This is a genomic window from Microbacterium sp. Ld4 (assembly GCF_045066555.1).
In the GTDB taxonomy this organism is placed as follows: Bacteria; Actinomycetota; Actinomycetes; order Actinomycetales; family Microbacteriaceae; genus Microbacterium.
The window spans coordinates 20,157-34,792 of the sequence record NZ_JBISHE010000005.1; the positions used below are offsets into that span (position 1 = coordinate 20,157).

Below are 14,636 nucleotides of genomic sequence, written 5' to 3' on the forward strand. Positions count from 1 at the left end.
ATCCTGCCCATCACCCTCGAGCCGCCGGGCCGCGGTCAGACCTCGATGCCGACGGCCGCGCTGCAGCGGGCGAGCTCGTCGTCCGAGAGCGCGAGGTCCGCCGCCTGGGCGGAGTCGGTGATCGACGCCGCACGGCTCGCGCCGGGGATCGGGATGACGGTGCTCCCGAGCGAGAGCTCCCAGGCCAGGACGACCTGCTGGGGGCTGACGCCGTGCGCCCGGCCGATCTCGGCGAACGCGGCGAAACGCTCACCGACCGATCGGGCGCCGCCGCCGGTGCCGCCGAGGGGGCTCCAGGGGAGGAACGCGATGCCGCGCTCGACGCAGTGCGCGAGCTCACCGTAGCTGCCGGAGTGACGGGGTGAGAACTCGTTCTGCACACTCGTCAGGTTGCCCTCGCCGAGCACCTGCTCGGCGATGTCGATCTCCTCGACGCTGGCGTTCGAGATGCCGACGGCGCGGATCTTGCCCTCCTGCTGCAGCGTCTTGAGGTTCTCCATGATGTCGCCGTAGACCATCCAGCGGTCGGGCCGGTGGTACTGGTACAGGTCGATCACGTCGACGCGCAGCCGGCGCAGCGACGCCTCGACAGCGCTGCGGAGGTAGGCGAGCGAGCCGTCGCGGCCGAAGTCCTTCTCGGCGGTGCGGGTGATGCCGCCCTTGGTGGCGACGACGATCGACGACCGGTCGCCGCCCCAGCCGGCGAGGGCGTCGGCGACGATCTCCTCGTTGTGGCCCATCGTGTCCCAGCTGGGCGCGTAGATGTCCGCCGTGTCGATGAGGGTCACGCCGGCGTCGAGCGCGGCGCGGACGGTCGCGACGGCGTCGTCATGCGAGGGGAAGGTGTTGCTGCTGTTCATCGAGACCGGCATGGCACCGAGCCCGATGGCCGAGACGGTGAATGGTCCGAGGGTGCGCTGCTGCATGGGTCTCCTTCGACGGGGTGGGGTGTTCCATCTCCACCCTGCCACCGGCGCACCCCTCCGGATGCGGCCTTGACAGCGCCCGGCGCGATCAGCGTGAGGTCAGCTGGTCCTTCACCTGACGGCGCAGCACCTTGCCGATCTGCGACCGGGGCAGGTCGTCGACCTGCACGACGCGGCGCGGCACCTTGTACGAGGCCAGGTGCGACCGCGTGAACTCCTTGAGCGCGCCCGCGTCGAAGCTCGCCGCGGGCTTCAGCACGACGGCTGCGATGACGTCTTCGCCGCCCGAGGGCCGGGGCACTCCGACGACAGCGGCCGCCTCGACGTCGGGATGCAGGATCAGCACCTGCTCGACCTCGCTCGGGCTCACGTTGAAGCCGCCGGTGATGATGAGCTCCTTGACGCGGTCGACGACCGTGACGAATCCGTCCTCCGACACGGTGACGATGTCGCCGGTGCGGAGCCAGCCGCCCTCGAGCAGGACGGCCGCGGTCTCGTCAGGACGACGCCAGTAGCCCTGGAACACCTGGGGTCCGCGGATGAGAAGCTCGCCGGCTTCGCCGATCGCGCGCTCCGTCGTGGGGTCGTCGGGGTCGACGACCCGGATCTCGGTGCTGGGGAAGGGAACGCCCACGGTGCCGGGGCGCCGGCTCGGGCCGATCGGGTTGCCGAGGGCGACCGGGGAGGTCTCGGTCATGCCGTAGCCCTCGACGAGGAGCCCTCCGGTGGCCTCCTCCCAACGCGTGACGGTCGGCACGGGCAGGCTCATCGCGCCCGAGATGGCGAAGCGGATGCTGGACAGGTCGACGCCCTTGCGCGTGCTCGCGCGCGAGAGCGCGTCGTAGATCGGCGGGACGCCGGGGAGGAACGTCGGCGGCGAGCCCTTCAGCGCGGCGATGGCCAGATCGACGTCGAACTTCGGGAACAGCACGATGCGCGCACCGATCGACACGGCGAAGGTCAGGCAGAGCGTGAGGCCGTAGGCGTGGAAGAGCGGGAGCACCGCGTAGAAGGTCTCCTCGCCCTCGCGGAGGCCCGGCACCCAGGCGCGCCCCTGCGCCGCGTTCGAGCGGAGGTTGCGGTGGGAGAGGATCGCCGCCTTCGGCGTGCCGGTGGTTCCGCTGGTCAGCTGGAGCAGCGCCGTGTCGTCGAGCGCCGGGGCGGGGAACTTGCGCGAGAGGTGGCGCGCCTGCGAGAACTGGTCCCACCGGAGAACGCCGCGGGTGGCGGGCTTGGCCGTCATGGCGGAGCGGCGTTCGCGGGCTGCGGGGATCGGCAGACGCAGAGCGAGGCGCTTGGCCAGCGGCAGGGCATCCGTCATGTTCACGGCCACGACGGCAGACGGCGCGATGTCGCTCGGGAACTCGGCGACGATGTCGGCGATCTTGTCCCACACGATCGCGACGACGGCTTCATGCACCTCGAACTGGTGCCGCAGCTCGCGCGCGGTGTAGGTCGGGTTGTGCTCGACGACGATCGCGCCGAGGCGGAGGATCGCGTAGAACGCGATGACGTGCTGCGGGCAGTTGGGCAGGATGAGGGCGACGCGATCGCCCTTTTCGACGCCGAGCTTGCGGAGCGCGTTCGCGGCACGGGAGACCTGATCGCCGAGCTCGGCGTAGGTGGTCTCGGCGCCGAAGAACTCGCACGCGACGCGGCTGCCGTAGCGGGTCACCGCCGCGTCGAGCAGGTCGACGAGAGTCTCGGTGACGGGCGCGATCTCATGGGGCACACCCTCGGCGTACGACGCCAGCCAGGGCCGGTCGTGCAGGGGGGACGGGGTCGCGCTCATCGGTTCCTCCTCGGGGCTGTTCCGCCAGCGTAGGGTGCGGAATCGGTGTGGCTGCTGTGTGCGGCGAGGGCCGCGTCGATCAGAGTCTCCGCGGCGGCGCGGGCGTCGGCCGCGGCGTCGGGGCTGCCGCTGATGGCCGCCGTCGTCTGGGCGCCCTCGGCGAGGAGCGACAGCTGAGCGGCGAGGCGCGCCGGTGCGCCGACGTCGTCGACGAGGGCGGCCACGTACTGCTGGAAGTCGCGCTTCTGCTGCTGCGCGACCTCGGCGACGGCGGGCATGACGGCGCCGATCTCGCCGAACGCGTTGATGAACCCGCATCCGCGGAAGTCGTCCTGGCAGAACCAGTCGCCCAGGAAGTCGTAGATCGCCAGCAGCTTCTCGCGGGGCGACGTCGCGCCGGCACGGGCGGCGGCGATGCCGGCATCCCAGATCCCGCGGCGGTGCTGCAGCACGGCGACGAGGAGCGCCTCTTTTGAGGGGAAGGCGGCGTACAGGCGCTTGAGGGAGACGCCGGCGGCGGCGCGGACCTCGTCCATCCCGACCGAGTGGATGCCGCGCGCGTAGAAGAGCTCGTCGGCGGCGGCGACGATGCGCTCGCGGTCGCTGATCGGTTCGGTCATAGCCGCGCTCTCCGTTCTGTTCGTTCGGGCTTCACCCGCTCTCCACCGCGGGGTCTTGCGGTGAGAACGTTCGTTCTCTAGCATAGGGCTCATCACCCAGAGAACGCTCGTTCTCACACTTGGAAGGATCACCATGGGCTCCATCACCGTCGGCACCGAGAACTCCACCCCCATCGAGCTGTACTACGAAGACCACGGCACCGGTCAGGCCGTCGTCCTGATCCACGGCTACCCGCTCAACGGCACGTCGTGGGAGCGCCAGAGCCGCGAACTTCTGGATGCCGGTTACCGCGTCATCACCTACGACCGCCGCGGATTCGGCGCATCGTCCAAGGTCACCACCGGGTACGACTACGACACCTTCGCCGCCGACCTCGATGCCGTCCTCACGACCCTCGACCTCACCGACGTCATCCTCGTCGGCTTCTCGATGGGCACCGGTGAGCTGGCCCGTTACGCCAAGCTCTTCGGCACCGACCGCATCGCGAAGTTCGCTTTCCTCGCCTCGCTCGAGCCCGGGATGCTGACGCACGGCGTGCCCCAGTCGGTCTTCGACGGCATCGCCGAGGCCGCACACGCCGACCGGTTCGCCTGGTTCACGCAGTTCTACAAGGACTTCTACAACCTCGACGAGAACCTCGGCTCTCGCATCTCGCAGGAGGCCGTCACCGCCAGCTGGAACACCGCGACCCAGAGCGCTCCGGTCGCCGCCTACGCCGTCGTCTCGTCGTGGATCGAGGACTTCGCCGACGACGTCGCCGCCGTCAAGGCGAGCGGCAAGCCGGCGCTGATCGCGCACGGCACCTCCGACAACATCCTCCCGATCGACGCGACCGGTCGCCCCTTCCACGAGGCCCTTCCCGACGCCGAGTACCACGAGATCGACGGCGCCCCCCACGGGATGCTGTGGACGCACGCCGACGAGGTCAACGCCATCCTGCTGCCGTTCGTGAAGAGCTGATCGCTCGCGGCAGGTGACCGACCTGCGGGCCGGGCGGAGTCTCCGTCCGGCCCGCAGACGTCAGCGGTAGACCGCCGATGCGTCAGAGTGGGGTGATGGCTTCCGCTCCCGACCTCATGGCATACGACCTCGACGCGCTGCGCGAGCGGGTGATGCCCGAGACCGGGGGCACGGTCTCCTCGAGCATCCCGCAGCTGGCCGACGCCGACCCGGACCTCTGCGGGATCGCCCTCGCCTCGGTCGGCGGCGAGACCAGCTCGAGCGCGCAGGCCGACATCGCCTTCAGCATCCAGTCGGCGGTGAAGCCCTTCCTCTTCGCGCTCGCGCTGCAGGACACCGATCGGGCGGCGCTCGGCCGGATCGGCATCGAGCCCACCGGCGAAGCGTTCGATGCGATCAAGCTCGAAAGCGGCACCGGCCGCCCGCCCAACCCGATGGTCAACGCGGGGGCGATCCTCACGAGCGCGCTCGTCGACGGCGACGACGTCGAGCAGCGCACCGCCCGCATCGTGTCGGGACTGTCGGCCTTCGCCGGCCGCCCCCTGACGGTCGACGACGACGTGGCCCGGAGCGAACACCTGCTCGGCGACCGCAACCACGCCCTCGCCCACCTGATGCGCGCGGAGGGCACGCTCCAGGTCGGCGCCGACGAGGCGATCGCCGTCTACGCGCAGGCCTGCGCGGTGCTCGTCGACGCGACGGCCCTGGCCGTGATGGGGGCGACGCTCGCCGCCGGCGGGGTCAACCCCGGCACGGGCGAGCGCGTCGTCTCGCGCGAGGTCGCGCGCGATGTCATGGCGGTGATGGCGACGTGCGGGGTCTACGACGGGTCGGGGCGATGGATGCGGGAGGTCGGCGTGCCGGCGAAGTCGAGCGTGTCGGGTGCGATCGTGATGTCGGTTCCCGGAGTGCTCGGCGCGGCCGTCGTCAGCCCGCCCCTCGACGAACGCGGGACGAGCGTCCGCGGTCACCGCGCCAGCGACCTGCTCAGCGCCGAGCTGGGACTCCATCTGTTCGCGGTGTGACACCCCGCCCGCCGGCGACCCGGGCGCGCATCACAAATTGATAACAAGAAATCCTTGCCACCGTTATCTCGTCGTTATAGAGTCTGAGCACGGTAGATGTTTTGCTGTGGCACCTACCGACATGTGATTGCAGGACACTCTTGGTGCAAGGGACAAGGGCCGGCTGGATGCCTCTCCAGCCGGCCCTTACTCTTTCCCCGGGGATCGGGGCTCGACGTCACATCAGGGCGCGTCGCCGCCAGATGAGCAGTGCGCCGAGTGCGACGAGCACGGTGCCGGCTCCGGCGCCGAGCCAGACGACGCCCGTGTCACCACCGGTCTGCGCCAGCGATCCTTCTCCGGATGCCGGCACTGCCGGCGCCGCATCCACGTCGTCGCCCGGCTCATCCGAACCGTCGGACGGCCCCGCCGCGGTGGGCTCGGGGCTAGGCTCCGGCGACGGCGCGGGGGTGGGCTCGGCAGACGGCTCCGGCGACGGCTCGGGGGCCGGGTCCGGCGACGGCGCGGGCGTGGGCTCAGGCGACGGGACGGGAGCGGGCACGACGGGCGGTGCACCGAGCGACACGTCGCCGTCCGCACCGACGGTGACCGTCGCGCTCATGGCCGCGGCCAGGTCGAGCCGCTGCCAGCTCTCCTCCTCGCCGACGTCGAGCGGATGACCCGCCGGCGCGGCGGTGAGTGCGAGCACCTGACGGCGCTGCGCATTGCTCAGGTCGGGGTGGCTCGAGGCCAACAGCGTCTCGGCGCCGGCCGGAACGACCACGGGCGCGTCGGTCGCCCCGATCGCGGGGAAGTCGTATCCGAGCCGGTCCTCGTAGGACGAGAGCGCCGCCTCGGTCGACAGGTACGGCGTGTCTGCGACGATGCAGGCGGCGAGATCGTCGCCGCAGCCTTCTTCGAGGACGCCGCGGAGCTCACGTGACGCCTCGGCCACGAGGCCGCGCATCTGCTCGTCCGCGAGACGGAGCTGCACGATCTTCTGACCCATCATGCGCCCGCTGATCACATCGAGCGCGTAGTGCGCTCCCATGACGATGCGGTTGTCGCCCGCCTCGGCCGTGCGCGCCAGGATCTGCGGGGCGAGCTCGGGGAGCATGACGGCCAGGGTCGTGCCCTGCCAGAACGCCTGAGAGGTGTGACCCGAGGGGAACGCGCCGCTGGTGGAACCCCACGCGTCGCCGCCCACCTTGTCGACGTAGGTGAGCTGCGTCGTCGGATCGAGCCGCAGGTAGGGCCGGTCGTAGTCGAAGAAGTTCTTGGGCGGGTTGGTCGACGACGACGACCCGATCTTGCCGCCGCTCTTGCTCAGCAGCCACGTGGTCTTGGGCAGCTCACCGGCCTCGACGGCCTTCGCGTAGATGTCTCCCAGCCGCTGGCCCAGGCCGTCGGCCATCGTGAGCGACATGTCGCCGTACTGGTCGACGATCGCCCGTTCGCGCTGCGCAGCAGAGGCGGTGAGGTTGATCCGGCTCGTTAGCTCGTCGTTGTACGTCATGACTGCGGGGTTGCCGGCCTCGGCCCGGTCGGTGCGCAGCCCGCTGAACACGTCCATCATCCGGATCGACCAGTTCGAGGGGTCGGGGGCAGACGCATCGCCGGTCGCCGCGGTCGCGTCCGACGCGTACGAGGAGGTCTTCTGCTCCTCGGCGAATCCTGGGGCGGCTGCCGTGGTGGCGGCCATCGCGGGGGTCGCCGCCAGGGCGCACGACACCGCTATGCCGATCCCCCCGAGTGCTGCTGCCGCTGTCCGTGTCTGTCGTCTTCTGCTGTGCACCGTGGCCACTCGCGCTTCTTCTCGTCCTCGCCGCGGGGGTGCCCACGGTCCCGCGCAGTCTGATCAGCGAACGAGAACAGCCGGTGTACCGAGGGTGACGGCGCGACGACGCCGAGGGGGGATCAGACGCCGCCGCCGCCTCCGCCGCCCGCGCCCCCACCGGCGAAACCCCCACCGGTGGACCCGCCCGACGATGACGACGATGCGGCCGCGACCGACAGCGATCCGATGCCCGCGGAGAACGACGAGACGTTGAACGCCGCCGCGCCGGCGTACCAGGTCGGGGTCATCGTCTGGGTGTTCTCGTACAGCACGGCGAGCTGCGACGCCCACTCCTTCTCCTGCCCGAACACCACGGCATAGGGAAGAAGCGCCTCGTACAGCGCCAGCATCTGCCGGGGGTCGCCGACGTCGACCGCGACGCGCTCGGCACCGTCGGGCGACTGCAGCATGCGGATGCGGTCCGCCTCTGCCCATTCGATGAACTGCCGCAACCCGGCCAGGTGATCGCGGACCTCGGCGCCGTCCGCACTCAGCGGTGTGTGCACGAGGCAGACGATCGCGACGACGAGGAGAAGAGGCGCGGTGATGAGCAGTGTCACGGGCCAGAGCGGGTCGACAGCGGCATCCAGCATCGACGCACTGCACACGAGCACCACGACCGCCGCGGCGAGCCCGACGAGCAGCGGACCCAGCCGCGCCCACACCGACACCCGGCGGTAGAGCCCGCGCGCCTTGAGCGCTTTGCCGGCCTCAGCCAGGATCTTCTGCGCACGCGTGGAGACACGGGTGTCCTGACTCCCGAACTCGTAGGTGTCCCCGGGCGCACCCGACGGAAACAGCGCATCGAGCAGCATCCGGCCGTCGCGGTCGGCGCGCGAGCGGTCGATGAGTTCGGCCACGAGTTTGGCTTTGCCCTTCGACTCCTCCGAGGAGAGCAAGCGGATCGACCCGACGATGGCCTGCTCGAGCACCTCGGCGGGAATCGCCTTGCCGGTCTTCGACAGGAACACCGCCGCCTCGAGGGCGTCCACTCCCGGCGGCGGGCCGAACTCCGCGACCACCGTGGGCCGCCCCGGCGCGTTGCGGAGGGTCGTCCGCCGCACCGCGATCGCCCAGACGGTCGCGGCCAGCAGCGCGACGAAGGCCGCGAGCTGCGCCCAGAGCCACGGCGAGCGCACATACGACGTGTCGAGCGGCGTGAACGTCCCGTCGGCGAATCCGACGGCGACGGTCAGCGTCTCCCCCGGGGCGAGGTCGGCCTGGCGCGCAGTGACCGTGGCCCCCTCGCCCGATTCTTCGAGGTCGATGCCGTCACAGGCGACCCCGCTCCTGAAGGCCCCCGCGTAGCAGGCGGTCTCGCCCATGGCATCCGAGAGGGCGGGGGCGAGATGCACCGTCGCCGTCACCGTGCCGAACGGCTGCCGCCAGTCGGTGCCGTTGACGTCGAGGTAGAGCTCCGTGCCGGTGTCGGCGAAATCCTGGGTCACGTTGTCGAGCGTGTACGTGAAGACGAAGACCTGACGGCCCCTCACGAAGTCGTCCTTCCGTGCGACGACCTCCAGCCCGCCGTCGATGTCGTCGGTCTCGACGTCCCACTCCTCGCCCGTTTCGTCGACGACCGATTCGAGCGAGGGTCGCATCGGCTCGCCCTGGCGGGAGTCGGGGATCACGCGGCGCATGCCGTGGTTCTGATCGGCGTCGGGGAAGATCGCGACGAATCGCTCGACGACGCGCAGGCGGCTCACGCCGTCGTCGTCCCGGGTCAGGGTGTAGTCGGCGTCGAGGCTTTCGAAGGCGAAGTCGTCGACGTCGGCCGCGGCGATCGACGGCGCTGCGAACACCCCGAGGAACACGGCCAGGACGGATGCCACGAGGGCGGCGAACGCACGAGTCGTCGTCATGGTCCTCGAGCCTACGAGTCGAGGGGCCGGGGGCCTACGAGCGGCGATACAGTTGACGCCATGACAGACCGACGCCTCGCCATCGACGCGTGGGAGAGTCTGTTCCGGGCTCAGCACGAAGTGATGGAAGAACTGTCGCGCGACTTCTCCGACGACGACCTCTCCCAGGCCGAGTACGACGTGCTCCTGACCGTGACCCGCGGCGAGCGCGGCGCCGCCCGCCTTCGCGACGTCACGGCGAACATGCTGATCAGCCAGCCGAGCGTCTCCCGCCTCGTCGACCGGATGGTGCGCCGCGGGCTCGTCACCAAGTGCCAGGATCCGTCGGACGGTCGCGGCGCCGTCATCTCGGTCACCGAGGCGGGCTCCCGCTCGTTCCGGCGCGTGGCAGGCCTCCATGGACGCAAGATCGCCGAGCGGATGTCGGTGCTCACCGACGAGGAGCTCACGCGGCTGCAGGCCCTGACCGCGAAGCTGCGCGCGACCCCCTGACCGGCCTGACCCCCTGACCGCGCCGTACGCAGAACCGCCCCGCATCCGGGCGGGATGCGGGGCGGCTAGATGCGCGCGTCAGCGGGCGCGGGCCCGACTCACTGGTCGATCGGCTGCGGCTGGTCGCTCTCGCTCGCGGTGATGGTCGACGACCCACCGTCGACGGTCACCTCGATCTTGCGCGGCTTGGCCCGCTCGCTCACCGGAATGGTGACGCTCAGCACGCCGTTGCTGTAGGTCGCCGCGATGCCGTCGGTGTCGATCCCCTGGCCGAGGTTCAGCTGACGCAAGAAGCTCGCCGCCTCGCGCTCGCGGGTGATCCACTTGACGCCCTCGCCCGCGGCGAGGGTGCGCTCGGCGCGGACGGTCAGCAGCTGTCCGTCCACGTCGATGTCGACCGAGCCCGGGTCGATACCCGGCAGGTCGGCGGTGAGGACGTAGTGGTCGCCGTCGCGATAGAGGTCCATCGGCATCCGTCGCGGTCCGCGGCGCGTGTCGAAGAGGCTCGACGCGAGTCGGTCGATGTCACGGAACGGGTCGTACGTGGCCATGATTCTCTCCTTCTGTTCAGTGGTCTCAAAGTTGAGCCTTAGCGGCTCAAGTACCTCCAGATTAGCACTCGACCCCGGAGAGTGCCAACGGTTCTCGCAGGGCGAACGACGCCGCCGGCGCACTTAGGCTGACGGGATGAGCAGCGCCGAGATCGCCCCCGAACCCGCCGACCCGTTCCTCTGGCTCGAGGACATCTCCGGGCCGGACGCAGCCGGGTGGGCGGCCGATCGCACTGCCGAGACCGAGGCCCGGTTCGCCGGTGAGCCGCGGACCGACCTGCAGGGCAGGCTCACCCGCATCCTCGACGATCCCGACCGCCTCGTGGTCCCGTCCCGCCACGGCGACCTCATGTACGACTTCTGGCGAGACGCCGACCACCCCCGCGGTCTCTGGCGTCGCACCTCCCGCGCCGCGTTCGCGGCGGGCACGCCCGAGTGGGAGGTCCTCCTCGACGTCGACGCGTTGGGCCGCGAAGAAGGCACCGCCTGGGCCTTCGGCGGAGCGACCCACGGCCCTTCCGGATCGCAGCGCGCGCTCGTCCGCCTCAGCCCCGACGGCGGCGACGCCGCGGTCCTCCGCGAGTTCGACCTCGAGACGGGCCGGTTCGCCCTGGACACCCCGTTCTCCCTCGGAGCGCACAAGCACCGCGCCGCCTGGATCGACCGCGACACCCTGCTCGTCGCCTCCGCCCTCCACGGCGGCGACGTCACCGACTCCGGGTACCCCGTGACCGCGCGGGTCTGGCCTCGCGGCACCCGCCTCGACGACGCCCAGCCGATCGTCGCCGGCGCGGCATCCGATGTCGGCGTCTTCGTGCACGTCGACCACACCGATGCCCGCGCCACGCCGCTCGTGATCGTGGCGCACGACTTCTTCACCTCCGAGACCTGGGCGTGGCGGGGCGACGAGCCGCAGCTCATCGCGGCGCCCCCGGACGCCGACGTCGACGTGCACGGCGATCTCGTCACCGTGCGGACGACCACCCCGTGGCGGATCGGCGAGGTCGTCCACCCCGCCGGTACGCTCCTGCTCGGCCCGCTCGAGACCCTCACGGGTGGCGACGGGACGGGCTTGCGCGTCGTCTTCTCCCCCACCCAGACGACCGTGCTCGAGACCTGGACGTGGACGCGCACCCGCCTCGTGCTGACCCTGCTCGACCGGGTGCAGAGCCGCCTCGTCGCGATCGACCCGGTCACCGACGCCCGCACCGACCTCGACCTCGGACTCGGCGACGACGACCTCTTCACGGCGAGCGTCGTGACCGCCGACGACGAGGAGGACGACGAGATCTGGCTCGTCGCCCGGGGATTCGTGACCCCGCCGACGCTGCTCGTCTCGGATGCCGCCGCCCCGCGCGCCCGCGTCGTCGCCCGAGGACGCGCGAGCTTCGACGCCTCGGGACTCGTCGCGTCGCAGCATTGGGCGGTCTCGGCCGACGGCACGCGGGTGCCGTACTTCGAGGTCGGACCCCGCGACCGGGTCGGCCCCCTCCCGGTGCTGATGAACGGGTACGGCGGGTTCGAGCACGCGCTCACGCCCGAGTACCCCACGATCGTCGGACCGGCCTGGCTCGAGCGCGGCCGCGTCTACGTGGTCGCGAACATCCGAGGCGGCGGCGAGTTCGGCCCGTCGTGGCACCGGGCGGCGCTGCGAGAGAACCGCTACCGCGCCTACGAGGACTTCGCCGCCGTGGCGCGCGACCTCGTGACGCGGGGTGTCTCGACCGCCGATCGCATCGCCTGCCACGGGCGCAGCAACGGCGGCCTGCTGGTCGGGAACATGCTCACCCAGTATCCCGACGACTTCGGGGCGATCGTCTGCGGCGTGCCGCTGCTCGACATGCGCCGGTACACGCGGCTGTCGGCAGGGGCGAGCTGGATCGCGGAGTACGGCGACCCCGACGACCCCGACGACTGGGAGTTCGTGCGCACCTTCTCGCCGTACCACCTCATCGAGCCCGGCCGCGAGTACCCGCCCTCGCTTATCTACGCGGCGGCGAGCGACGACCGCGTGGGTCCGGTGCAGGCGCGGAAGATGGCGGCGCGACTGGCCGACGAGACGGATGCCGTCGTCCACTACCTCGAGCCCCTCGAAGGCGGTCACGCCGGCACGATCGACTCGGCCTCGACGGCGGCGCTGCACGCGACGATCCACGCCTTCCTCGACGCGACCGTGGCGCGGCCCGCCTGAGCGCGCACGGTCGCGCCCGTAGTCTGGGGGTGGGAGGCGCATCAGCATGAGCACCATCGGAACGGTCGACGCCGACCGCGACGCCGTCGTCGCCGTGTGGGAGGAGACGCCCCACACCGACGCCGCATTCCTCGACCGTCTGCGCGAGCACTTCCCGGCGCTCCACGAAGCGACGAGCCGTCTCGTCGGCGACGCGCCCGACGGCGCCGACCTCGTGCACGCCCTCGTGGCGGCGGCATCCGAGGGCTGGCATGCCCGCTCTCTCGACCTCAAGGTGCACGGAGAGGTCCGCGGCTCCGACCGGCTCACCTCCCGGCACGCGGTGGGCGTCTCGTGCTTCGTCGACCGCTACGCCGGCAACCTCGCGGGGCTCACCGACGAGATCGCCGCGCTGGGTGCGCTGGGGGCCACGGTCCTGCACCTGCAGTCGCCGTTCGCCCGTCGTCCGGGCGGCACAGCCGACCTCCGCCGGATCGACCCCGGTCTGGGGTCGCTCGCCCGCCTCGCCGACCTGTCGGCCGGCCTCCGCCTGGCCGGCATCTCGCTCGCCGTCGACGCGCCCGTCGAGGCGCCGGCGACAGCCTTCGTGGCAGACCTGCTGTTCCTCGCCAACCACGGCGTCGAAGCGTTCGTCGTCGACGACCCGGCGGTCGCCGCGGTCGCCCGCGAGGTGCTCGCGATCGGGGCTCCCGGTGTGGCCGTCGTCGCCCCGCCGGCGAGCGCCGCTCCCCTCTGGGAGGCGCTCGCGACCGGCGATGCGGCGCCGCTGCAGCGCGACGTGGTCACGCACGGAGGCGAGGTGCGCCTGGTGGCGGTGCGCGACGCCGACGCGCTGACCTTCGGGCCGGATGCCGACCGGCTCACCGCGTTCTACGCCGAAGGCGCCTCGTTCGCCCGGGGCGTCGGGGTTCCCGGCGGCGTGGCGGGCACCACCGCCTCGCTCGCCGGTGTCGAGTCCGGCGATCCGCTGGGCGTCGCGCGGGTGATCCTCGCTCACGCGCTCGTGCTGGCAGCGCCGGGCGTTCCGATGATCGTGTGGGGCGACGAGGTCGCGCAGCTGAACGACGACACCGTGTCTGCCGATCCGCTCCGCCGAGGCGACCCTCGCTGGGTGCACCGGGGGCAGAAGCCGCGTGATCGCTACGCCCAGGCGCGGGATGCCGGCAGCGCACCCGGCCGCGTGCAGGCGGCCGTCCGCGCGCTCATCGCGGCGCGGCACGCGACCCCGGAGTTCGATGGCACGCGGGTGCTCGGATTCGACGTTCCGGTACCTTCGGTCGTCGGCTGGCAGCGGCCCGGAGACGCTGGCGTCATGCTGGTGCTCGCGAACACGGCGACCGAGGCGGCATCCGTCGGCGCCGACACCCTCTCGGGCTTCGCCGCCCGCGCGATCGATGTGGTGGGCGGCGGCGAGGTCGACCTGCGTGACGGGGTGGCGCTGCCCGCCTGCGGATTCCGCTGGCTGCGCGCCACCCCGATCAGCTGACCGTCAGTCCTGGACGACCCGGACGGTGACCTCGATGTTGCCGCGCGTGGCGTTCGAGTAGGGGCAGATCTGGTGCGCGGCGTCGGCGATCTTCTGCGCTTCGGCCGGCTCGAGGTGCGGGATGACGACCTCGAGCTCGACGCCCAGACCGAAACCACCCTCGCCGTTCGAACCGATGTGCACGCGTGCGCCGACGCTGGTGTCTTCGAGCTTCACCTTGTGGGTGCGCGCGGCGGCCTGGAGTGCGCTGTGGAAGCAGGCCGCGTAGCCGGCGGCGAACAGCGCCTCGGGGTTCGGAGCGCCGCCGGGGCCGCCCATCTCCTGGGGGATGCGCACGTCGGTGTCGACGAACCCGTCGCGGGTGGCGACGTGGCCGTTGCGGCCGTCTCCGGTCGCCAGTGCTTCGGCGGTGTACAGAACGTCCATGGTCGTTCCTTTCGTCAGGAGGCGGATGCCTCGTTGCCCTGTCGGATGGTCCGGTTGAGGTCGTGGATCGCGTCGAGCAGCACACGCGCCTTCTCGCCGGTCAGGCCGGTGCAGCGGGCGATCTCGGGGCCGACCACGTCGAGCTCGCGGCGGAGCGCGCGTCCGTCATCGGTCAGCGAGATCTCCACGATCCGATCGTCGCTGCGCGCCCGCTCTCGCGAGACGAGCCCGCGGTTCTCGAGGCGGCGGAGCAGCGGCGACAGCGTTCCCGAGTCGAGGAAGAGCTCTTCTCCCAGTTCTTTGACGCTGCGAGGCCCACGGTCGGCCAGCGACACGACCGCCAGGTACTGCGGGTAGGTGAGTTTCCAGGGCGCCAGCACGCGCCGGTAGGCCTGGGTGAAGGCATGGCTCGCGGAGTAGACCCCGAAGCACACCATGTCGTCCGTCACGCTCATACTGATATGGTTGCACGCAATTCAATTGTGCAC

Annotated in this window: 13 protein-coding genes; 5 read left to right on the forward strand and 8 right to left on the reverse strand. The window is 71.2% G+C overall.

Annotated elements, in window-relative coordinates; translation table 11 throughout:
* Positions 1 to 35: 35 nt before the first annotated feature.
* From ACJJV7_RS01630 to ACJJV7_RS01640, 3 genes are all read right to left on the reverse strand, one after another.
* Entirely contained in the window at positions 36 to 926 is an 891-nt protein-coding gene (locus tag ACJJV7_RS01630) for an aldo/keto reductase (protein ID WP_405371819.1), read from the reverse strand.
* Positions 927 to 1,014: 88 nt separating this feature from the next.
* Positions 1,015 to 2,718, reverse strand: coding sequence for a long-chain-fatty-acid--CoA ligase (locus tag ACJJV7_RS01635; RefSeq protein WP_405371821.1), 1,704 nt, complete (start codon positions 2,716 to 2,718; stop codon positions 1,015 to 1,017).
* Complete coding sequence (locus ACJJV7_RS01640; protein ID WP_405371822.1) at positions 2,715 to 3,338, reverse strand: TetR/AcrR family transcriptional regulator; 624 nt, start codon at positions 3,336 to 3,338, stop codon at positions 2,715 to 2,717. The genes ACJJV7_RS01635 and ACJJV7_RS01640 overlap by 4 nt, the downstream gene beginning before the upstream one ends.
* Before the next feature lie 133 nt (positions 3,339 to 3,471).
* Here ACJJV7_RS01640 and ACJJV7_RS01645 point away from each other — a divergent pair, with 133 nt between their 5' ends.
* Both ACJJV7_RS01645 and glsA read left to right on the forward strand, forming a co-directional pair.
* The gene (locus ACJJV7_RS01645; protein ID WP_405371824.1) at positions 3,472 to 4,299 is read left to right on the forward strand and encodes an alpha/beta fold hydrolase; all 828 of its coding nucleotides are present in this window, start codon (positions 3,472 to 3,474) and stop codon (positions 4,297 to 4,299) included.
* A 95-nt stretch (positions 4,300 to 4,394) separates the two neighbouring features.
* Positions 4,395 to 5,324 carry a glutaminase A gene (gene glsA, locus ACJJV7_RS01650; protein ID WP_405371825.1) on the forward strand — a complete coding sequence of 310 codons (930 nt, stop codon included), beginning with the start codon at positions 4,395 to 4,397 and terminating at the stop codon, positions 5,322 to 5,324.
* Between the two features lie 217 nt (positions 5,325 to 5,541).
* Here the strand turns inward: glsA and ACJJV7_RS01655 are convergent, their stop codons facing one another.
* Both ACJJV7_RS01655 and ACJJV7_RS01660 read right to left on the reverse strand, forming a co-directional pair.
* Entirely contained in the window at positions 5,542 to 7,005 is a 1,464-nt protein-coding gene (locus ACJJV7_RS01655; protein WP_405371827.1) for a phosphatase PAP2 family protein, read from the reverse strand.
* Positions 7,006 to 7,220: 215 nt separating this feature from the next.
* Entirely contained in the window at positions 7,221 to 9,002 is a 1,782-nt protein-coding gene (locus ACJJV7_RS01660; RefSeq protein WP_405371829.1) for a DUF2207 domain-containing protein, read from the reverse strand.
* A 60-nt stretch (positions 9,003 to 9,062) separates the two neighbouring features.
* Between ACJJV7_RS01660 and ACJJV7_RS01665 the strand changes: the two genes are divergently transcribed.
* Complete coding sequence (locus tag ACJJV7_RS01665; protein WP_405371830.1) at positions 9,063 to 9,494, forward strand: MarR family winged helix-turn-helix transcriptional regulator; 432 nt, start codon at positions 9,063 to 9,065, stop codon at positions 9,492 to 9,494.
* A 98-nt stretch (positions 9,495 to 9,592) separates the two neighbouring features.
* Here the strand turns inward: ACJJV7_RS01665 and ACJJV7_RS01670 are convergent, their stop codons facing one another.
* Entirely contained in the window at positions 9,593 to 10,045 is a 453-nt protein-coding gene (locus tag ACJJV7_RS01670) for an Hsp20/alpha crystallin family protein (protein ID WP_405371832.1), read from the reverse strand.
* A gap of 136 nt (positions 10,046 to 10,181) precedes the next feature.
* Between ACJJV7_RS01670 and ACJJV7_RS01675 the strand changes: the two genes are divergently transcribed.
* Together ACJJV7_RS01675 and ACJJV7_RS01680 are read left to right on the forward strand one after the other, a co-directional pair.
* Positions 10,182 to 12,236, forward strand: coding sequence for a prolyl oligopeptidase family protein (locus ACJJV7_RS01675; RefSeq protein ID WP_405371833.1), 2,055 nt, complete (start codon positions 10,182 to 10,184; stop codon positions 12,234 to 12,236).
* A gap of 46 nt (positions 12,237 to 12,282) precedes the next feature.
* On the forward strand, positions 12,283 to 13,722 hold the full coding sequence (locus tag ACJJV7_RS01680; RefSeq protein ID WP_405371835.1) for a hypothetical protein: 1,440 nt from the start codon (positions 12,283 to 12,285) through the stop codon (positions 13,720 to 13,722).
* A gap of 3 nt (positions 13,723 to 13,725) precedes the next feature.
* On the opposite strand, the gene ACJJV7_RS01685 is transcribed toward ACJJV7_RS01680, so the two are convergent.
* Together ACJJV7_RS01685 and ACJJV7_RS01690 are read right to left on the reverse strand one after the other, a co-directional pair.
* Positions 13,726 to 14,148: an organic hydroperoxide resistance protein gene (locus ACJJV7_RS01685; RefSeq protein WP_405371837.1), complete on the reverse strand. Its 423-nt coding sequence runs from the start codon at positions 14,146 to 14,148 to the stop codon at positions 13,726 to 13,728.
* 14 nt (positions 14,149 to 14,162) lie between these two features.
* Positions 14,163 to 14,603, reverse strand: coding sequence for a MarR family winged helix-turn-helix transcriptional regulator (locus ACJJV7_RS01690; RefSeq protein WP_405371839.1), 441 nt, complete (start codon positions 14,601 to 14,603; stop codon positions 14,163 to 14,165).
* Positions 14,604 to 14,636: the final 33 nt, after the last annotated feature.